At 73.0% G+C, this 19,833-nt stretch carries 18 protein-coding genes; 16 read left to right on the top strand and 2 right to left on the bottom strand.

The window, feature by feature from the left end; all coding sequences use genetic code 11:
* The first annotated feature begins 286 nt into the window (after nucleotides 1-286).
* The 10 genes from DEJ46_RS38335 to DEJ46_RS38380 all read left to right on the top strand — a co-directional run bounded on the left by DEJ46_RS38335 (nucleotide 287) and on the right by DEJ46_RS38380 (nucleotide 7,750).
* A complete protein-coding gene (locus DEJ46_RS38335; RefSeq protein ID WP_150273795.1) occupies nucleotides 287-1,090 on the top strand; it encodes a hypothetical protein in 804 nt (267 codons plus the stop codon).
* An 83-nt stretch (nucleotides 1,091-1,173) separates the two neighbouring features.
* Nucleotides 1,174-2,307, top strand: a complete 1,134-nt coding sequence (locus tag DEJ46_RS38340) for a hypothetical protein (protein ID WP_223835407.1) — start codon at nucleotides 1,174-1,176, stop codon at nucleotides 2,305-2,307.
* A gap of 21 nt (nucleotides 2,308-2,328) precedes the next feature.
* A complete protein-coding gene (locus DEJ46_RS38345; protein ID WP_055645540.1) occupies nucleotides 2,329-2,721 on the top strand; it encodes a hypothetical protein in 393 nt (130 codons plus the stop codon).
* Between the two features lie 2 nt (nucleotides 2,722-2,723).
* On the top strand, nucleotides 2,724-2,993 hold the full coding sequence (locus tag DEJ46_RS38350) for a hypothetical protein (protein WP_150273796.1): 270 nt from the start codon (nucleotides 2,724-2,726) through the stop codon (nucleotides 2,991-2,993).
* Nucleotides 2,994-2,996: 3 nt separating this feature from the next.
* Nucleotides 2,997-3,497 carry a hypothetical protein gene (locus DEJ46_RS38355; protein WP_150273798.1) on the top strand — a complete coding sequence of 167 codons (501 nt, stop codon included), beginning with the start codon at nucleotides 2,997-2,999 and terminating at the stop codon, nucleotides 3,495-3,497.
* Between the two features lie 125 nt (nucleotides 3,498-3,622).
* Nucleotides 3,623-3,985: a hypothetical protein gene (locus tag DEJ46_RS38360; protein ID WP_150273800.1), complete on the top strand. Its 363-nt coding sequence runs from the start codon at nucleotides 3,623-3,625 to the stop codon at nucleotides 3,983-3,985.
* Nucleotides 3,982-5,679, top strand: coding sequence for a hypothetical protein (locus DEJ46_RS38365; protein WP_150273802.1), 1,698 nt, complete (start codon nucleotides 3,982-3,984; stop codon nucleotides 5,677-5,679). Before DEJ46_RS38360 ends, DEJ46_RS38365 begins: the two co-directional genes overlap by 4 nt.
* Complete coding sequence (locus DEJ46_RS38370) at nucleotides 5,679-6,023, top strand: hypothetical protein (RefSeq protein ID WP_150273804.1); 345 nt, start codon at nucleotides 5,679-5,681, stop codon at nucleotides 6,021-6,023. Before DEJ46_RS38365 ends, DEJ46_RS38370 begins: the two co-directional genes overlap by 1 nt.
* A 14-nt stretch (nucleotides 6,024-6,037) precedes the next feature.
* Nucleotides 6,038-6,436, top strand: a complete 399-nt coding sequence (locus DEJ46_RS38375; RefSeq protein ID WP_150273806.1) for a hypothetical protein — start codon at nucleotides 6,038-6,040, stop codon at nucleotides 6,434-6,436.
* 3 nt (nucleotides 6,437-6,439) lie between these two features.
* Nucleotides 6,440-7,750 carry a baseplate J/gp47 family protein gene (locus DEJ46_RS38380; protein ID WP_150273807.1) on the top strand — a complete coding sequence of 437 codons (1,311 nt, stop codon included), beginning with the start codon at nucleotides 6,440-6,442 and terminating at the stop codon, nucleotides 7,748-7,750.
* On the opposite strand, the gene DEJ46_RS38385 is transcribed toward DEJ46_RS38380, so the two are convergent.
* Nucleotides 7,633-8,592, bottom strand: coding sequence for a hypothetical protein (locus tag DEJ46_RS38385; RefSeq protein WP_150273809.1), 960 nt, complete (start codon nucleotides 8,590-8,592; stop codon nucleotides 7,633-7,635). The genes DEJ46_RS38380 and DEJ46_RS38385 overlap by 118 nt on opposite strands.
* Nucleotides 8,593-8,726: 134 nt before the next feature.
* On the opposite strand from DEJ46_RS38385, the gene DEJ46_RS38390 reads away from it, so the two are divergent.
* The 6 genes from DEJ46_RS38390 to DEJ46_RS38415 all read left to right on the top strand — a co-directional run bounded on the left by DEJ46_RS38390 (nucleotide 8,727) and on the right by DEJ46_RS38415 (nucleotide 18,509).
* Nucleotides 8,727-9,962 (top strand): hypothetical protein, encoded by a 1,236-nt coding sequence (locus tag DEJ46_RS38390; RefSeq protein ID WP_150273812.1) that lies wholly within the window; start codon nucleotides 8,727-8,729, stop codon nucleotides 9,960-9,962.
* Nucleotides 9,959-10,576, top strand: coding sequence for a hypothetical protein (locus DEJ46_RS38395; protein WP_150273813.1), 618 nt, complete (start codon nucleotides 9,959-9,961; stop codon nucleotides 10,574-10,576). The genes DEJ46_RS38390 and DEJ46_RS38395 overlap by 4 nt, the downstream gene beginning before the upstream one ends.
* Nucleotides 10,577-10,587: 11 nt before the next feature.
* A complete protein-coding gene (locus DEJ46_RS38400) occupies nucleotides 10,588-11,553 on the top strand; it encodes a hypothetical protein (protein WP_150273815.1) in 966 nt (321 codons plus the stop codon).
* Between the two features lie 34 nt (nucleotides 11,554-11,587).
* Nucleotides 11,588-15,145, top strand: coding sequence for a hypothetical protein (locus tag DEJ46_RS38405; RefSeq protein WP_150273817.1), 3,558 nt, complete (start codon nucleotides 11,588-11,590; stop codon nucleotides 15,143-15,145).
* Nucleotides 15,142-17,517, top strand: a complete 2,376-nt coding sequence (locus DEJ46_RS38410; protein WP_150273818.1) for a hypothetical protein — start codon at nucleotides 15,142-15,144, stop codon at nucleotides 17,515-17,517. The genes DEJ46_RS38405 and DEJ46_RS38410 overlap by 4 nt, the downstream gene beginning before the upstream one ends.
* Before the next feature lie 158 nt (nucleotides 17,518-17,675).
* Nucleotides 17,676-18,509, top strand: a complete 834-nt coding sequence (locus DEJ46_RS38415) for an aldo/keto reductase (protein WP_150273820.1) — start codon at nucleotides 17,676-17,678, stop codon at nucleotides 18,507-18,509.
* A gap of 101 nt (nucleotides 18,510-18,610) precedes the next feature.
* On the opposite strand, the gene DEJ46_RS38420 is transcribed toward DEJ46_RS38415, so the two are convergent.
* On the bottom strand, nucleotides 18,611-19,723 hold the full coding sequence (locus DEJ46_RS38420) for a helix-turn-helix domain-containing protein (RefSeq protein WP_150273822.1): 1,113 nt from the start codon (nucleotides 19,721-19,723) through the stop codon (nucleotides 18,611-18,613).
* Nucleotides 19,724-19,833: the final 110 nt, after the last annotated feature.

Here is a 19,833-nt window from a genome sequence, read left to right on the forward strand (position 1 = left end):
GGTGGCGTCAGGACCCTTGCAGATCAGGGAAATTGCCGACGGACCCAACCGAACGCGCGCCCCCGCCGCACAACCCTTCCACCGCGCACGTGCGCTCGCCCGAAGGGGCGGGGGAGGGCGGCGAAAACGCCCATCGCGGTGCAATCGCTCGATCGGTGCTTCTTCTCCACCGCTCGGAGTAGAAGGCCTTGTCGCGCGGTGTTCCGACGTGCGTCCCTATGTCCTGCCGCCAGCCGGAGCCGCGCAGTCGCTCCGCGGTCCGCCGCGGTGCGAAAGGACGCGTTGCATGGGTGTCATCCAGGACCGGGCCATGGCCCGGCTCGCCGATCCGGTCCTACTCGGCGAGCTGCTCGAACCCCGGGCCCGGCTCCTCGTCGAGCGGACCCATGAGCTGGAGTACGAGCGGATCGACTCGGTGGCGGCGCTGCGGGTCCGGAAGGTCGCGGCCCAGTGGCCGGTCTTCCCGCTCGACGCCCGCCGGGGGAGCTGGAGCCAGGTCGTCCCGGGCACGACCCTGTCCGACTTCCGCTGGGAAGGCGATACGACCGAGCCGGTGTGGATCGACGTGCTCGCCGAGCTGGAGATCGACGTCGTCGCCGAGACCGACCCCGGCGGCCTCGACTCCCTCGTGGTGAAGGCCGTCGACGCGTACGACACCCTGGACGAGTTCCGCGACCGGTTCCGCTTCCTGGACCTGGACGCTTTCATGCGCAGCCATGGCCTCGTCACCGTGGAGGACCTGCGCGAGTCCGGCGAGTACCTCCGTACCGAGGTGAAGCTGCGCCGCCCGCCCGTCTTCGACCCGGGGCACCCCGGCAACCGGCGGACCGTCACCGTGGACGCCGCCGTGATCGTCGGCGCCACCGACGACGTCGCGGGAGCGGTACGGGCGGCCCGTCTGGTCGCCGCCGCGGCCCGCGACCGTCCGCTGCCGCCGGGCTCCTTCGGGGTGCGCGTCGCGCCGTACGCGCTCGTCGCCGCCTTCCCCGCCCCCGTACCGCTGCCGCCGCCCGCCGAGCCGGGGCTCACCCGGGCGCAGATCGAGAGTCTGCTGGAGGGCGCGGGCATGGCTGCGGTGTTCCTGACCTGACGCGACCGCCGCCCGCCGGGCTCGTCCGGGCCACCGGCCGGCGAGCCCGAAGACCGTCCCCGTTCCGGAAGGAAGCAGGTCCCATGCCCGACAGTCCCGTCCGCTACGTCCGCGTCAAGACCGAGGGCGTCCCCTTCGCCCCCGCCGTCCGCGCCTACGGCAACGTCGGCATCATCGGCGTCGCGACCCCGCCGGCCAACCCGCCCGAGGACTTCCTCGCACCCAACGTCCCCACGCTGTTCACCGACGTCAACGAGGCCCGCAGGATCGCCGCCGGGCCCCTCGGTGATGCCATCGCGACGGCCCTCGTGCAGGAGCCGGGGCCGAGCGAGGTCTGGGGCGTGCGGCTCGCCCAGGCCAACGCCTACGATGACGCGCTCGCCAAGATGGGCACGGTCAACGTGCAGCTGGTCCTCTTCGCCGGCACCGCACTGTCCGTCAGCACCCCGACGGGCGGCCAGCCGACGCCCACCCCCGCCATCGTGAAGCTGGCCGAGCACGTCGTCGCCCCCGTGGCCGACGGCATGGAGCGCATCGGCGTCGCGATGCTCGCCAAGGGAGCCTCCGACCCCGCCGTGGTGGTCGGCAGCCTCGTCAGCGAGCGCATGGTGTACGTGGCGCACAAGAGCAACGAGGATGTCGCGGCGGCCGTGGCCGGCACCATCGCGGGCCACGAACCGCACGTCTCCCTGCTCCTGAAGAAGGTCAAGGTGAGTTCCGACGCCTTCTCCGCCCAGGAGCTCATCAAGCTGAACGGCTCCGAGGCCGCGGACACCGGCGGCCCGGCCGGCAAGGGCGTCAACTGGCTGGTCGACCCGCCGCTCATCCCGGGCGCCGGGGTCCATCTCGGCGAGGGCTATACGGGCAACCCCGGAGGCAAGAAGTACATCGACATCGTCCGCACCGTCGACGACATCACCTTCCGGCTCAAGGCCCGGCTCATCGGCACCATCGGCAACCTCCGGATCAGCCGCTCCGGCCTGCGCGGACTCGTCGCCGAGATGGAGACCGTCCTCGAACCCCTGCGCAGGGCCGAGGTCATCGAGGAGTACGAGATCGTCGTCCCCATCCTCGCCCTGCTCGACAAGCCGCAGCGCACCCCTCTCGAGGACGAGCTCGTCCAGGACGCCCAGACCGAGCGCGCCGCCGAGGCCATGGTGCGGGTCGACTACGCGGGAGCGATCCACCGCATCAACATCACGCTCAAGTTCGACTGATCCGACCAAGGAGCCGTCCCCATGTCCGACTGGAACACCCGGCTGGAAGTGAAACTCGCCGGCCGGACGATCTCGCCGATCACCAACTTCTCCCCGTCGTTCAACGTGCCCCACACGGTGATCCACAGCCTGGAGGCGGACGGCGTCGGCTATGTGCGCCAGCCCTTCACCTTCACCTTCACGCTCACCATCCCCGCCATCGCCTCGGCGGTCGCCGACCTCACCGAACTCGCGGTCAACGGAGGCGAGTTCGCCATCGCCGTGGCGGAGAAGAAGGGGAACGACTGGGCGTTCTCCTCGCTCAAGTTCAGCCGCTGCGTGGTCAGCGCCGCCCAGCCCAGCAACATCACCGTCGACGGCGTCCCCCAGGCCACCTTCACCTGCATGGCCCTCAACGTCGGTGTGGAGGACTGACCATGACGCCCGATGACGATCACACCCTGCCGTCCGCCGCCGGTGACCGGGTCGAGCGCACCGGAATCGCCCTCGTCCACGAGGGCGAGTACATCGTGCCCGCCCCCGGCAGCGAGGCGGTGGTGTCCCACCGGAGCGACGCCGGCCAGGTCGTGCACTACCACTTCCCCGTGGAGGTGGAGGTGGTCGGCGCCCTCCAGGAGCACCACGTCCGGCGGATCGCCGCGCACGTCTTCGAGGAACTCGACCGTGAACTCGGCAGCCGGGGGTAGCCGGTGGCGGACAAGGTGCTCGTCGGCACGATCCCCCTGCTGTACGTGCAGAGCATCACCATGACCGAGGGGTACCGGGTCGAACGGATCCTGGGCAGCAGGTTCTCCCAGGCGACCCAGCCGTCGACGAAGACCCTGACCGTCGAGGCGGTGCTGCTCGGCCCGGACCGGTTCGCGACGAAGAAGGCCCTGGAGGTGCTGGCGCTCACCTCGCGGGCGCTGCTCTCCGCCGCGGGCCCGGCCCTCGCCGCCACCGGCATCCCCGTCGTCTGCGGGCTCACGCTCAGCCTCGACATGCAGATCACCGACCTGCGCTTCGCGCAGAGCGTGCAGAAACGGGACGCCTTCGACCTGTCCATGACCCTTCAGTACGTGCCCCGCTCCAGCCGGAGCGCGCTGGCCGGCGAGATCGCCGACATGGCGCTCGCCGCCGGGAGTGCCGGCGTCCCCTCCGTACCCGCCCCCGGAGCGGTACCCCGCTCACCCGGCCCGCCGCTCTTCTGAGCCCGGGCACCCGGACTTGCCCGGCCACCACCCGCATAAGCCCGCCACCCGGATGCCCCCCCGCCACCCGGATGAGCCCAAGCACCCCGGAAACACCGTCCCACCCCGTCCCGAGAGGATGCCCGATGCAGGCGAGTCTGCCCGTCGACGCCGACGAAGGCTTTCCGCAGTCCTTCCGGCTGCGCTTCGGCGAGCACGTCTACCGGATCGAGCTGTACGTCAACGCGGCCGAGGAGACGGTCGAGGAGACGGCGGCCGCGGACGGCGTCCTCGACCTGCTCGGCGGCGGACCGTTCCTCGTGGTCGCCGTGGCCCGCGAGGAACCCGGCGGACTCGTCCCGCTGCTGCGCCGCAAGGCCGTCCGCGACCTGGCCTGCCCGGCCGGCGAGCTCCGGCTCGTGTTCCGAGAGGCGCTTGTCGACGTCCGCAACCTCAACGGCACCGGCAGCTACGGCTCGAAGGTCCTCGCGGGGGTGTCCGCCCCATGAGCTTCGCCATCCGCTACAGCCTCACCCTCGCCGAGGAGGAGGCCGCCGACGGGCCCGCGGGCCTCCTCGGCACGGTCGCCGAAGCGGCGGGTCCCCTCTCGGCACTCGCCGGTCTCACCACCCTGCCGCTGAACGTCTCCAACGACGTCTTCGGCGGCTCCCTCGTCCTCGACGCCGACATCACCGTCACCATGGGCGAGGGGGCCGTCGCGAGCACCTTCGAGGCCGTCCTGGTCAACCTGCCCGCCGAGGCGGTCAGAACGCTGCGCACCGCCCTGGCCCGCCGGCCGCTCTCGGCCACCGTCCGACTCGGCTACTTCGACGACCGGAGCGTCGGCCGTCACCCCGTCATGGTCGGCCGCGTCGTCAAACTCGCCTCCTGGGTCGCCGAGGACGGCCTCAGCAGGGTCCGGCTCACCGGCCAGGACGCCGGCGGCTACGCCCTGCGCATGACCCCCGCGGGCGAGCATCGCGCCGAGGCCACCGACGCACTGGACTTCGCCGAAAAGGTCGTGAACGCCGCCGGGCTCACCGTCGCCGAGGGCTCCGCGCTGGCCACGGAGCTCAACGACCACACCGTGCGCAACCCCACCGCCCTCGACGCGCTGCGCGAGCTCGCCCACACCGCCCGCGCCCCTGTCGTCATCCGCGACCGCCGCGTCCTCATCGGCCCCGCCGTCGGCACCGACGACCCCGCCCCGGTCGCCTTCGACCCGGACGTCAACCTCGTCGCGTACGGCGACACGCAGGGCGAGGAGACCCTCGTGGTGGCACCCGGGGAGGAGCGCCCCCCGACCCGCAACTCGATGAACCTGACCGTCCTCGGCCACCCCGATCTGCGGGTCGGCCAGGTCGCCACGCTCCGCCGCATCCAGGACGCCCCCGCCGGACCGCTGCGCGTCAACCGGCTCGTGCACCGCTTCGGCGTCCGCACCGGGTACGTGTGCGAGGTCCAGCTCGTCGCCGCGGCCGCCGGGGAGTTCGTCGAGGCCGTCGACGGGGTCCGGGCCGTCACCGACCGGCTCGACGCCGGCGCCGAGCGCGCCCTGCTCGCCCGCCCCTCCGTCGACGTCGGCGAGGTCAGCGCCTACCGGGCCACGGGCCACCAGGTCTCGCTCCGCTACGGGCAGTCCCCGCCGCCCTCCATGAGCCTGCCCAGTGTCACCGGCCCCGTCGGCGAGGACGTCCTGCTCGACAAACCCGTCGCCGCGCCCTTCGCGTTCGGACCGTGCGGGCTCATGACCCCCGTCTACCCCGGCATGCGGGCCCTGCTCGCCCACAACCGCAACCTCGTCAACGACGCCGCCGTCGTCGGCTGGCTCTGGCCGCGCACCCCCGGCGCCCGGGCGCCCGCCCCCGAACCCGGCGACTACTGGCTCGCCCTGCCCACCGGCACCGGCTCCGACGGGCAGCCCACCGGCCCCGGCGTCAACGACCTCACCGACGCCAAGGGCGGCCGGGTCATCCAGGCCCGCGGCCTGCACATCCTCGTCGGCACACCGAAGCTCCCACAGGTCGGCACCCGGCCCACCCCGCCCGACGACGACTCGGTCACCATCGAGCACCACACCGGCACCACCATCGAGATCGACCCCGAGGGTGCCGTCACCGTCCGCACGAAGGGAAGCGGGATCAAGCTGACCAACGGGACCGTGAGCCTGTCCCTCGACGGCGCCTCGGTACAGGTGACGTGATGGCCGAAGTCCTCACCACCGCCTCCGTCCTGAAGTGCGCCCACGGTGCCACCCTCCTCACCACCGCCTCGCAGAGCACGCTCACCGTCGACGGCGCCCCCGCCCTGCTCGTCACCGACCTGCTCGCCGCTACCGTCCCCGCCTGTCCCAACACCGACGTCAGCAAGGGGCAGGCGCCCTGCGTCAAGGTCACCGCGGTCAGCGTCGGAGCCAGCCGCCTGCTTCAGGTCAGCGGCACAGCCGTCGCCCTCGCCACCGCGAAGGGCGCCACCCAGGCCGTCCCCGTCCTCCCCTTCGCCTGGCAGGTCGAGGACCCGGGCCAGACCCTGCTCCGTACGGACTGAGGAGCCGCCCGCCCATGCCCAGCCCCGCACCGCTCGAACCCCTCGGCCACAGCCTGCTCCTCGACGACGGTGACCTCGTCGTCCGCGGCGGCGGGCTCGCCGAGGTCCGCGGCCTCGCCAACCTCGTCCAGGCACTGACCCTGCGCCTGCTCACCCCGTACGGCAGCGACCGCTGCGACCACCGCTACGGACTCAGCGCCGGGGCCGCCTTCACCCACCCCGGCGGCAGCCGCGTCCTCAAGGACCTGCTGCGCCTGGAGATCGTCCGCACCCTGGCCGCCGACCCACGGGTGCGAGAGGTCGCCGAGGTCACGTTCACCGAGGACCCCGCCGTCCGGGTCCTGACCGTCCGGGTCCTCGTCGAGGCCCTCGACGGCCGGACCACCGCCCTGACCGCCGAAGTGGAGGTGTGAACCATGGCGTACGGCGTGACCCCCGACGGCTTCGTCCTCAAGGGCCTCGACGTGATCCTCGCCGAGAGCAAGGCCCGCACGAGGGCCGCCCTCGGTGCCGATGTCGACCTGTCGCCCACCAGCCCCCTCGGCAAGATCCTGGAAGTGGTCGCCCAGGAGGACGCCGAACTGTGGAAGCGGATGGAGGCCCTCTACTACGGGCAGTTCACCGCCACCGCCGACGGCGCCGCACTCGAACTCCTCGGCGACGACGCGGGACTCGCCCGCCACGCCGCCCGCCGGGCCGGAACCGTCTCGCTCACCCTGACCGGCGGCGTCCCCGGCCGGACCTACGTGGTGCCCGAGGCGACCGTCCTGCTCGGCGACGGCGACCCCGCCCGGGCCTTCGCCACCACCGCCCCCGTCGAACTGACCGCCACCGCCCCCGCCCAGACCGTACGGGTCCTCGCCGTCGACCCCGGGGAGGCACCGGCCGCCGCCGGAACCGTCGACGACGTGCACCCGGCGCACCGCGCCCAGTACCTCGCCGACTGGCCGCCCGCCGCCCTCGTCGTCACCAACCCGGCACCCTTCGGCGAGCTGATCCCCGAGGACGACGACGCCTACCGGGCCAGGATCATCGCCCTCCCGCGTGCCCTGTGGACCGTGGAGAGCGTCCGCCAGGCCGCCCTGGGCGTGCCCGACGTCCTCGACGCCCGGGTCACCGACCCGCTCGGCGGCATCGACGTCTCCCAGGCCTACTTCGGCGGCTTCGACTTCGGCGGCCGCACCTTCAGCGACGAACGCCGGGTCGGTGAGCCCTACTTCGCCGAGGTCGCCGTCGCCCACCGGGGCCTGCGCCCCTGGCGCACCCTGCCCGCCCCCGGCTCCGTGACCGGCGTGTACGAGCTCGTCGAGGCGGCCGTGGACCGCGTCCGCCCCATCGGCGTCCACGTCAACATCCTGGAGGCGGACCACATCGACGTCGCCGTCCGCGCCGAGATCGTCCTCGCCGCCGGTTTCGACGGCCCCACCGTCATCGCCCGCATCCGGGCCCGCCTCACCGCCGACATCGGCCGCCTCCGGCTCGGCGACGACGTCCTCTACGCCCGCGTGATGTGCGCCCTCGCCGACCAGCCGGGCGTCGACGACGTCCGCAGGCTCCATCTGCGGCGCTGCCCGCCCGCCTTCGGCCGCTTCGGCTTCGGCGGCGTCGCCTACCAGCTCGGCACCGTCGAGGCCGCCGTCGGCGAGTCCCTCGCCATGGGCCCCACCGAAATGGCCGTCTTCGCCGCCGACGCCGCCCTCAGCAGCATCGAGGTGGTCGGCCGATGAGCACCCGCACCGCCCAGGCCACCCCTGCAGCCCGGGCCGTCGCGCCCGACCCGCCCCGGCTCGCCGCCGCCGACATGGCCGCGCGGCTCACCGCGCCCTTCGCCCGCGGCGCCGACCGGCTTCCTCTCGTGGTGCGGGGCACGGCCGTCGCCCCGTACGACTTCCAGCTGCACACCGTCCGGTTCGGCGTCACCCCCCGGCCGCTGTACATCCTCCAGGCCCGCAAGGACGTCCCTGCCGGCACCACCGTCACCTTCGGCGTACGGGGCGGCCCCGTGCTCTCGCTGCCGCTGCCCGACGGGCTCACCGCGGGCACCTCCGTCCCGTTGCCCGACGGCACCGGCATCCTCACGGGCATCCAGTCCGCACTCGCCGGCGGTCAGGAGGAGTGGTGGCGGCTCACCGCCCTTCTCGGCACCATGGGCCGGCTGCTGTGGGCCGTCGGCTGGGAACGCGACCACCTGCGCCGACAGCTCGCCCGCACCGCCGCCCAGCGATCCCTCGCCCACGCCTACGGAGCCCACCTCGACCGCAACGGCGCCGGCCTCGGCGTCGTTCGTGCCCCCGGCGAGACAGACGAGGCCTACCGCCGCCGCCTGACCGTCGCCCGCCGCTGGACCCTGCCCACCCCCGCCGGTCTCACCGCCGCCCTCAACGACGCGGTCGGCCCCATCGACGGCGTCGCCGACCCCCTCGTCCTCGACGACACCGACGCCGAACTCCGCCGCGGCCTGCTGCCGCTGCGGGTCGCCCCCCTCGACCTGCCGCCCGGCCAGAGCATCGACCTGCTCGGCACCCTCGGCACCGGCCTGCGCAGGCCTCCCGTCGAGGAGGTCTTCCATCCCGGCTTCCTGGTCGCCCTGTCCCCCCACGCCGCCGACTCCCGCCCCCTCCCCGGCACCCCCGACCCCTCCTCGTCCAGCCCGTCGTCGCCGCCGCCATCGCCCGGCTCAACCTCTTCGTCTCGAAGTCCGTCGTGCACGCCGGATACGACCCGAGCGCCGCGGACGCCCGCGCCACGGGCCGTGCCATCCTCCTCAGCCACGACACCGTCCCCAGCGCACGGATCGCGGCCCTCGCCCACTGGTGCGGCTTCGACCTGGTCACCCACCGCACGGACGGACTCGTCCACGCCGAGTGCGCCCCCGGCGAACTGCTCGGCATGGACACCGGGGTCGGCAGCCTCCCCGTCGACGGGACGATCACCCTCGCCGTCCGGCCCCTCGCGCCGCCCCCCGGCTCCCTCGTCCGCTGGTACGTGCTGCGCTGCGGCGCGGGCCGCGGCGAACTCGCCGGACCCACCGAAGGCACCTCCGTCGTCCTCCGCGGCAAGGCCGCCGGCCGGGTCGTCGTCGTCGCCGAACTCCGACTCGCCGACCTCACAGTCTCCGCCACCCGCGAGATCGTCGTGCATCCCGTCACCGTCGCCGACAACACGGCGATCGGCGCCGACGGCACCCTCGACCCGGCCCCGCCGGCGCCCATGCCGCCCGGCGAGGGCCTCCACCCCGCCTTCCTCGTGCGCCACGACGACCCCGCCCACACCGAATACGGAACCGACGCGGAGAACCGTCGGATGCGCAGGGAGGTCGCCGAACACCTCGACGGACTGATCGCCCTCGTGCCTCCGGAGACCACCGGCAAACTGGTCGTCCGCAGAGACCTGAGCGCCACGGCGGGCCAACTCGCCAAGGAGGCACGCGAACTGCGCCTCAGCCACCCGGGCCTGCCCCTGGGAACGCTCGGCGCGCTCGCCCACCGGGCCGGCTTCAGCTACGTCCGCGTCGCCGGGGGAGTCGTGACGGTCGCCCAGGAGCACCAGGACCCGGTCAGGGTCACCGCACCCGGGCTCTTCCGCGACGTCCTGCCGATCGGCACCACCGTGCCCCTCACCGTGACGCCCTCGCCCGCCGAGATCGGCGCGGCCGGAGCGCTCGGCTGGTCCACCGGCGACGGCGCCGCCGCCCTCCTGACCACCGCCCCCGGCACGATGTCCGTACGCGGCGAACACGGCGGCCCCGCCTGGGTCCAGGCCTCCTACCGGATGGGCGACAGATCCGGCGCCTACCAGTTCACGGTCCGGCTCCGCCCCGAACTCGCCGGCCACACCCTGCCGCCCGCCACCCGATCCCTGATCATCCACCTCCTCGACGACCTGCGCCCGCTGGGCGTCGAGGTCGTCACCCGTCACCTGCCCGGAGGGAACCCGTGACCGACATCAGCTTCAGCCCCACCTTCAAACACGTGGCGTGGGTGGACAACCGCGACCGCGTGGCCGCGAGCGGCCAGAACGGCTTCAACGTGCGCTTCGACGCGATCCAGAAGGACCTGGAGAACCTGTCGAAGGTGGTGGGGCAGATCGACACGGGCTTGAAGGCAGTGGGGCAGCGGCCGACGGTGAAGCGGCTGCTGTCGCTGGCGCCGACGTTCTCACCCGTGGAGAACAAGGTGGCCTGGGTGCTCGACGGGGACGGGGTGGCGAGCAGGTCGGGTGCGACCGACACGAGCCTCTCCGGCATCCTGACCGTCGCGCCCCCCGACGGCAGCCAACTGCTCACTCTCCGGGCCACCGGCCAGAACACCGGTAACGGCAGCCTGAACGTGACTCTGTACCGGACCTCGCTCGTCACCATCGGCCGGCCTGAGTCGATCGCGCAGGTGAAATGCTCCGGCGGCGCCTTTGGTGAAGCGCAGCCGGTCCCGCCCGGCAAGGACCGGGTGGACATGGCCCGCTTCAACTACTTCGTCGATGCGAGCCTCGTCGACGCCACCCCCGGCGGCAGCGTCTACATCACCAGCATCCAGCTCTCCTACAACGTCGACTGAACGGAGCTCCCATGCCTGGCAACGACCTCTACATCCCCATCGACGACGCGGCCGACGACGGCACGCTGCGGCCGTACCCCACCGACCGGGCCACGAAGTCCTGGGAGAACGCCAACATCCGGATCCAGCCCGAGGGAGGGGCCCCGGGCACGTCGGCACACGCCGGCAAGAAGAACACCGTCATCGTGCGCGTGAAGAACAAGGGACCCGTGCCGATGACGAACGTCCAGGCGCAAGCGTGGGTGTTCGACCCGGGCTTCGGCGACATGACCAAGGAGCGCGCGCTCGACTGGTTCGGAAACGCCGGCAGCGCGCAGACGATCGACCCGGGCCAGATGGGCACGTTCCGCATGACACCTTGGGATGCCCCGAGCCTCGGCGACGGTGTGACCGAGAAGCACTACTGCCTTCGGGCCAACACCTACCAGGTGAACGGTGAGGGCGCGGAGGTGACGAGGACCGTGGGCACCCTGAACCCCGATGCCGACGCGCATCAAGGCCATTGCAACATCACTCTGGTGAAGGTCCAGCAGAGTCAGGGCACGAACCAGAAGGTACCCACGACGACCTTCCCGCCCCGGGGCGGGTCGCAGGAGTTCGTCCTCCGTGCCGACCACGTCACGACGAAGCCCGATGTCGGCGAGCTCGAGGTGCTCCGGGCCCATGGGGGCATCGTGCCGAGCGGCCACGGGTCTTCCGTGGGAGGCCTGAGCCTGATGACCTCCCGGGGGCCCGTCCCCCTCACACTCGGCACCGTGGCGCCCGGGTTCGACGTGCGGTCCGAGCTCATCCCCGGATTCGACACGCCCTTCACCTTCGCCGAGGACCGACCCGACAAGATCCCCACCGACATCGTGGTCCGCATCCCCGAGGACGCGCCGCTCGGCAGCCTGCACGTCTTCGACCTCGGCCTCTGGACCGAACGGGGCGACATGATCGGTTCCGGGCTGCGCGTCCTGACGCTGGTCACCGAGTAGCCGCGGCCGCGTCCCCTTGGAGATCCACGTCCACGTGCCGGTGAGGATCACCCTCACCGGCGAGCCCGGCCCCGACGAGCTGGCCGTGCTCACGCGGCGGCTGACCGTGCTCGTCGCCGGGCGGCTCGCGCAGGCCGAGCGGGAGGCCGGGCACGGGCACCGGGCGGCGGTGCGGGCCGACGGGGCCGGGGCACGGGAGGTCCACGAGCCGGGGCGGGACGTGGACGGCGGGTACGCGCTGCCCTCGTACGCCGGCGCCGGGCGCTCCACCAAGGTGCCCGTGCGCGGCAAGGAGCCCTGGACCGTCGTCGGCACCGCGCGGGCGCGGATCGAGGCCGGGTGGTTCCTCCGGTACGTGGAGGAGCTGCTGCGGCAGCCGTTCCCCGAGGCCGTGCTGTACCGCTCGCTCGGCGGCACGGTCCGTGACGTGGACGTCTGGCTGGTGCGGCTCAACAAGGCCTACGTACCGCACACGCTGGGGGAGGAGCTGGTGGTCCGGAGCTCCGCGCGGGAGAAGGGAACGCAGACCGTGCCGGCCTGGGCGGTCGCCGGTTCGGAGGCCGCCCTGAGCCGCCTCACCGCGGCCGACGAGAGCGGGACGATCGCAGCCCGTATCCCGGGCGTGCCCTCGGGGCACGTCGTCTTCACCTCCATGCGGCTGCCGCGCGTCGACATCGGCGACGTCGCCGCGCTCGGCCCCGGCCTCGTGGTCGGCATGACCGTGCGCGAGGCCGGGTTCTGCGTCGACGCGTTCGTGTTCGAGAGGGCCACCGGCATCCCCTGGAGCCGCTACGCCGAGGAGTACGCGCGCGAGACCGTCCTCGTCCGGGTCCAGCCGGCCGTCCTGCGCCCCGCGTCGAACCCGGTGCGCACCCCGGCCGGCATCGACTGCGACGCGCTCTTCCTGCTGCTCGACCGGTACGCGGGCGACCACCCCGCACGCCGTGAACCCGCCGCCCAGCTCTTCGTCTCCGAGGGGGGCCTCTTTCCCGGTGTGCCCGGCGCGGCGCTGCGGCACCTCGAGTGGCCCGCGGAGGAGGGCGAGCGGGTGCTCTACTGCCGGGCCTCGCTCGATCTCGCCCCGGGGACCCTCGACGCCGCGTACTTCCGGCCGACGGCCCGGCGGATGGCCGCCGGCCTCGTGCCGCTGATCGGCGAGGACGGCTTCGCCGCAGCCCTCGGCGTGCTGCTCGACGAGACCGAGCAGCACGCGAGTGGACGGATCGGCAGCCTCTTCGGGTACGTGCTGGAGAGCATCGGACGGCACGGGAAGCTGCCGGAGTTCTTCGCCGCCGCCGACGCCACCCGCCGGTTCGCCCTGCGGGTCCGGCTGCTCCAGCAGTGCGAGAGCGGCCCGTACGCGCAGCACGAGCGGGTCCGCGCCCTGCGTGCCGCCCTCGCCCAGGAGCGCGCGGCCACGACCGCCCACGCCTACACGGTCGGCGGCTCCGGAGAGGGAGCCGTACGGCTCGACCGGCGATCGGACGGGTCCGTGCTCGCCGGAGAGCTCCTCGGGCGCGTCGACTTCCTCCACCGGAAGAGCACCACCGTCACGCGGCCCAAGCCGGGCCGGGCCGAGGCGTGGCGCGCCGAACTCCTCGCCCAGCGCCGGCGGATGGTTGAGGAGATCCTCTCCGGGCGCGATCAGCACGTCTACGGGGAGGAGGAGTTCGCCGCCGAGACCGTCGCGCGGACCGCGCGGGCCGCACGGATCACCGCCGACGACTTCGAGACGGTCGAGGTCGAGTTCGACATCCGACTGCGTGAGGTGCTCGCCGTCCAGGAGCAGGGGCTGCCCTCGTACGCGGTGCGGTTCGAGATCGTCTCGCGCGTCGCGGGCCGCGGCGAGCAGTGGGAGTGCGTCGCGGGACCCGTGCTCGAACCGGTCGGCGAGTTCGAGGCCCGGCTCGTCCAGTGGCGGCTCGGCCGGGCCGGGGAGGCCTACCGGATCGCCGCCTTCGCCGCGCTCGCCATCGGCGGCCTCGCCCTCGCCTGGGAGGCGGGCGTCGTCGCCTCCCTCATCCGGCTGGGCGGCGGACTGCGCGCGGTGGGCCTCGGCATCGGGGCCTCGGAGGGCATCCACCTGGTCAAGGTCCTTCTCCACGAGGAGGAGGTCACCGTCGGCGGCTTCGTCATGGCCGCCGTCGACGGCTATCTCGGTGCCGTCGGCTACAAGATCGGCAGCGGACTCGGCACCTTGCTCGGAGACCGCATCGGCACCGCCTCCCTGCGCGCCCGGATCGCCTCCTGGATCGCGGGCAGACTCGTCACCGGCGCGGTGGGCGGCTCCGCCGCGGCGGCCCTGGCGGTCTTCGCCTACGACGTCGTCGACGCACGGTGGTCGGACATCGACACGTACGTGCAGAGGATGAAGTTCGGCGCGGCCCTCGGAATCGTCGGCGCCTTCACCGTGGACCCGCTCCTGCACGGACTCCTCACCCGGGCCGGGCCGACCCTGGTCAAGGCCGCCCTGCTCACCCGCCTCCTCAGCGGCGAGGGCGTCACGGCCGAACGCTGGGCCGAAGCCATGGCCCTGACCCGGCGACGGATGCAACAGACCCTGGCCCAGAGCCTGCCGGAGGCGGAGGCGAGGGCCTGGACCCGAGCGCTCGGCGAACGCGTCGACGAGGCGGCGGAAGGGCTCGCCCACGCGCAGGCACGCCCGAGGGGCACCGCCTCGCGCGTCCCCGCGCGCATCGAGCAGGGGCACGAGGCACCCACGCCCGCACCCGTGCCGATCACAGCCGCCGAGGCCGCCCACGCGGTCCCGGCGGCGGCGCGGCCCGGTCCGGCCTCCGTGTGGCCGAGCTGGGCACAGCTGAAACAGGCCTCGCTCACCGACCGGGAAGCGGCCCTGGACCGGCAGTGGTACGAGACGGCGCGCCCCGAAGTGCTGCGCGCCCACGCGGCCCACGACCCCGTGGCCAAGGAGTTCCTGGACGAGCAGGGGCGCGTCCCCAAGCGCCCCTACCAGCCCGAGCGCCCCACCGACCCCGCCGTACAGCAGCAGCTGCGCCAGGACCTGGTGGCGGCGCGCGCCGCCGTCGAGGCCGAGCGGCGGCGGCTGGAGGCGGAGGGGCTGCGCAAACCGTCCACCCGTGAGCACGCGGGATACGAGAAGCGCACCACCCGGGCCGGAGTGCAGTGGGTGGAGCCGACCGCGAAGGCCGCCGCCGGGTACCAGGGCACCGTGGCCGTCGCCCGCTCCGACATCCCCGCCCTCGCCGGGGAGCTGTTCACCGGCGGCTCACCCCGCGCCCTCGGCTCGTACGACCCCGCCCACGCCATCCGGCCGCCGGACGACGTGGTCGTCCCGCAGGCCCACGGGCATGCCGAGCAGGATCTCGGCCAGCAGCTCGACGCTCGTCTGGCCCGGCTGACCGAGGCCGAACGGGCCGCCGCGCGCGGCCGTACCGTCTACATCAGGGTCGACCAGGAGGTCTGCTCCATCTGCGCCTCCGCACTCGGCGCCGGGCAGCGCGCAGGGGTGCTCTCCCGGCTCAGCGCCCGCCACCCCGACATCGTCTTCGAGGTCACCGCCGACGACGTCAGCACGGTCTACCTGATCGTCGGCGGAAGGAGGGTGCGGTGAACACCGGCCGTCCCGAGCGCTGCTTCCACCCGCCCGAGCTGCCCGCCCGGCCCGAGGGGATCGCCCCGGAGAACGCCCGGCTCCTGGAGGCCGCCGTCCGCCAGGCCGTCACGGACGCGGTGCGTGCGGCGGGCGGCCGGTTCGCGGGAACGCCCCCGCCGGCGGCGCACGACGAGGCCCGCCGGGAGGGGGCGGAGCCCTCCGAGGACGGCTACCGGGTGCCGAGCTACGACTCCGGTGGCCGCCCGGTCACCGTGCGGCTGCATCGCGACCGCGGCGGCGCCCCGCCCGTCGGACGACCTGCGGGCGGCCTCGGCCTCGGGGCGGGCGCCGGTACGGGCGGGCGCAATCTGGGCGGCGGCGCCCGCACCACGCCGGAGCTCCGCCGCTCCGCCGCACCGCCCGCGAGCGAACGGCCCTGGACGCCCGAACGGCTCGCGGCCCTCCGGAGCCGCATGGGCCACGAGTACCGGCACGCGCTGCTCGGCCGGATCTCCGTCGACGACGTCGTGGTCGGGTCCGTCAGCGTCCGGCTGGTCCCCGCGCTCGGCGGCACCGACCACGACCGGACGATCGCCGTGCGACTCGGCGCCGGGGCCTTCTACCTCGATCCGATCGCCCGCGAACGGGTCGGCCTGGTCGCCGCGGCGGTACCCGGCGCGGGCTATGCCGTGCACCGCGTCGCCGCGGACGGCCGCCGCCACGACACCGGGCTCCGCGTCATCACCAGGGACGCCGCATCCGTACCGGCCGGCGTCCTCGCGTACACCGGCGACTTCACCACCCTCCGCGAGATCACGATCGTCGGCCGCAGACCGGGCGACTTCCGGGCCGTCGCCGCCCTGATCGCCGCCGATCTCGAACGCGGCCTGTCCGGCGCGCCTGGCTCGGTCGTGACGGCGACGATGAAGGCCCGTCTCAAGGGCCTGGACCACGACGAACTCATGGCCTGCTTCGAGGAGTTGCGCAGACTCGGCAAGCTGGGCGAGACCCTCGCCCTGGTCCGTGTGCGGGCGGTTCGGGCCTTCCTGCACGAGCGGCAGGTGCCCTGGACGTACATCTTCGCCAACTGGGAGCCCGACGCGGCCGACGGGGCGCAGGTGCTCGCCGGGATCCTCTGGGGAGTGGGCGAGTTCGAGTACCAGGCGCTGGAACTCCTCGGCATCCTCGCCGGCTCGCCGTTCTCGGAGCGTCTCGCCCAGGAAGGACACCAGCTGTGGACCGCACTCGTCGCCAGCGTCCAGCATCCGCTGGTCACCGCCGAGCAGGGCTTGCGCCAGCTGGGTGACGCCTTCGTGGAGAAGCTGGAGCAGCTGGAGTTCTTCGACGCGGGACGCATCATCGGTCAGGTGCTGATGGCCCTGCTCGCCCTGCCCGAGCTGATCAGGTCCCTGCCCAGGATCGGCAAGGGCGCCGTCCGTGCGGTGGTCGCCTTCAACCGGATCGGCGTGGCGGTCCTCGACCGGATCGGGCTGCGGCTGATGGACGTGATCCGCTTCCTTCTCTCCGAGCGGCCGACACTGGTCACGCCGGACGGGGTCCTGCTCAGCCTGGGCGCGGGCGACGACATCCTCGCCGCCGGGGCCAAGGTCAAGGGCACCTGGGTGTTCTCCGCCACCGAGGTCCGCGAGGTGTTGGAGAGCGAACGCCTGTTCACCCCGGCGGAGATCGAGGAGCTGGCCGGGATGCTCGACGAGGTGAAGCGGAAGGCGCCCCCTCACGAGCCTCCGACCGCACCGCCGGTGGGCGCGGGAGGCGCGGGCGCCGTCGTGCTGAGCGTGGAGGCGCTGGAGGACCTCGTGGCCCAGGCGGTCGCCGAGCTCGGCACCGTACCCGGCAGCGCCGAGCTCTCGAACGCCGTGCGCGGCACGAAGCTGCACTCCGCCTTCGCCCGCCTGGTCCGGGTGCGATTCCCCGCCGGCGGCCTGACCGTCGTCAGCGAGACCTCGCTGCGCGCCTTCGCCAGGCTCCCTGCCGAGATCCTCGACATGCAGATCGAGACCTATGTGAAGCACACTCCGGGGGTGGCCGAGCTGGAACGGCAGCTCAAGCCCCTGTTCACCAACGACGGCGTACCCCGGCTGATCGGCGACCTGAAGCCCGACCTCGTCGTCCGGGCCCCCGGCCGGCTCGTGGTCTTCGACCTGGCCAGCGTCGAACGCGCCCATCACATGGCGAAGAACATGCTGTACATGATCCTCCTCCGCGAGGCCGGCGAGGTGGTCTTCGTGGGGGAGACGTACTGGCGACACTTCGGCAAGACCGCCGCCGAGATCGAGGCCATGTACCCCAGGGAGTTCCGCGCGGCCCGGATCCAGCGCGAGGCGGCGCGCGAGCTCAGGGAGCGCCGGAGAGCCGGCCGGACGCCCTGACCCCCGGCCGGACGCCCTGACCCCCGGCCGGACGCCCTGACCCCCGGCCGTCCGGACGGATCGCCCGTCACGCCCAGTTCGTGAGCGCGGTCTTCGGATCGCACCAAGGCCAACCGCACTGTTAGCGTTGGTGCTTGACCGAGGGGGGCGGAGACAGCATGACATCGACCATGTTTCGCATCGGTGGGGGTCTAGGGGTTCAGCGGCTCGGGTTCGGAGCCATGCGGTTGCCGACGGATCAGGGTCCCGCTCGCGAGGCTTCTCTCGCGGTCGCCCGGCGAGCCGTCGAACTGGGTGTCACGCTGATCGACACAGCCCACATGTATGGCTGGGGAGCCAATGAGGAGCTCCTCGCCGAGGCCTTGTACCCCTACGCGGAGGGGCTGCTCATCACCACCAAGGTCGGTGTCGCACGGTCGGCCTCCTCGGCCGGATGGAAGCTCGACGCACGGCCGGACGTCCTGCGCGGTCAGGTCGAACACGCCCTCCGTCGGCTGCGCGTCGAGCGGATCGAGCTGCTCCAACTGCACCGCATCGATCCGGAGGTGCCCCTGGAAGATCAGCTCGGGGCGCTGCGGGAACTCCAGACCGAGGGCAAGGTCGGACGGATCGGACTGTCCGAGGTCACCGTCACGGAACTGAACCAGGCGCGGGAGATCATCGACGTCGCGAGCGTGCAGAACAGGTACAGCCTGCTCGACCGTGAGCATGAGCCGGTGCTCACCGCGTGCGAAGCGGCGGGGATCGCGTTTCTGCCGTGGCGGCCGGTCGCCGCAGCGGCGCAGGACGCATCGGCCGAGATAGCCGCCGTGGCGGCCGAACTCGATGCCACGCCGGCACAGGTCTCGCTCGCATGGCTCCTTCACCGCTCTCCGGTCGTTCTCCCGATTCCGGGCACCGCGCGAATCGCCCACCTGGAGGAGAATCTCGGTGCGCGGCATCTCCACCTGGGCCAGGACCGCCTCGACCGCCTCGACCGCTTGGCCGAGTAGCTCCTCACAAGGCTCCACTCCGACCGCGCACCGACGAATGTCCCCCAGTGCGTCGGTGACTTCGAGACGTGCCGCCGCTTCGACGTCTGATCGTGAGGTGCTCACACGGGCCGGTAGTGCTCGCCGAAGAGCCGTGCGACGAGTTCGCCTCGGCTGGAGACCTCTGCCTTGCCGAAGACGGCCTTGAGATGGTCGCGCACGGTGTGCGGGGAGATGAACAGTGTCGCCGCGATCTCGGTGGTGGGCAGCCCGCGCGTGATGAGCTGGGTGATCTCCAGCTCGCGCGGTGTCAGGCCGTACGCCTCGGCGATGAGGACCGCCCGGTCGGTGGCGGCCGCCGCCTCGATGACGAGTGCCACGGGACCGGGTTGCCCAGCGGGTCCGCTGAGACAGGAGGCGTGGCAGGTCAACCAGCGGCCGTCGACGGTCCGGATGCGCACCCTCGCACCGCCAGCCCGGTCGCGGCCCCGGGCTATCGCCCGGGCCTGCAGCGCAGTGGCGACCGCCCAGATCGGCAGCCTCAGGCCCAACTGTGAGGGGACGGAAGGACCTTCAGGGAGCTGAGAGAGGTGCTGCCGCGCCTCCTCGTTGATCGACGTCGGCTCGCCGGAAGGATCGAAGAGCACCAGTCCGGGCGCGGGTGCGTCAGTTCCTCCGCCGGGGGAGGAGGCGGACGGGCGGGCCAGCCGGCGGATCCGCGAGGCCAGCGGACCGGACAGACCGGCGAGCAGCGTGGTCTCGGCCGGGCCGAACGGGGCGCCACCGCTCATACGGAACAGACTCACCACGGCCCATGGCCGGACGCCGATCCGCAGTACGGCCCGTAGCTCGTCGTCCACGCCCTGGATCCCGAGGAGCCGGCGGAAGCGCGCGCTGCGCGCGGGCAGGTCGCCGGTGGCCGCGCGCAGACCGGCCACCGGGACGGCGGCGCGGGCAAGGTCCCGGAACGGGAGGACGTTCTCCTCCAGAAGTTCGCTTTCCCAGTACTCGGCACAGCCCTCGCCGGAGCCGAGGTTCTCCACCAGCATCGGCGCGGTGATGAGACCGGTTTCCGGGTCGGTGGCCGCCCATACGGCCGAGTCGAACGGGACGAGCCGTCGCAGCTTGGCGGACGTCCGGCTGAAGAGTTCGCGTGTGTCGGCGACCCGATCCGTACCCGACAGCACCGTGGCGTGACCTGACAGCGCCTCGGCGTGACGGCGGGCATCGGACATGGAGATCCCTCCCGTGGTCTGGATGCAGGCCAGCATGCCCGCCCTCCGCTCCTGCACCAACCCCCCGTCTGAGGGGGCTATTTCCGGCCGGCCACCCCTCGCGGGGGATG

The organism is Streptomyces venezuelae (genome assembly GCF_008642375.1).
Taxonomy (GTDB): Bacteria; Actinomycetota; Actinomycetes; order Streptomycetales; family Streptomycetaceae; genus Streptomyces; species Streptomyces venezuelae_G.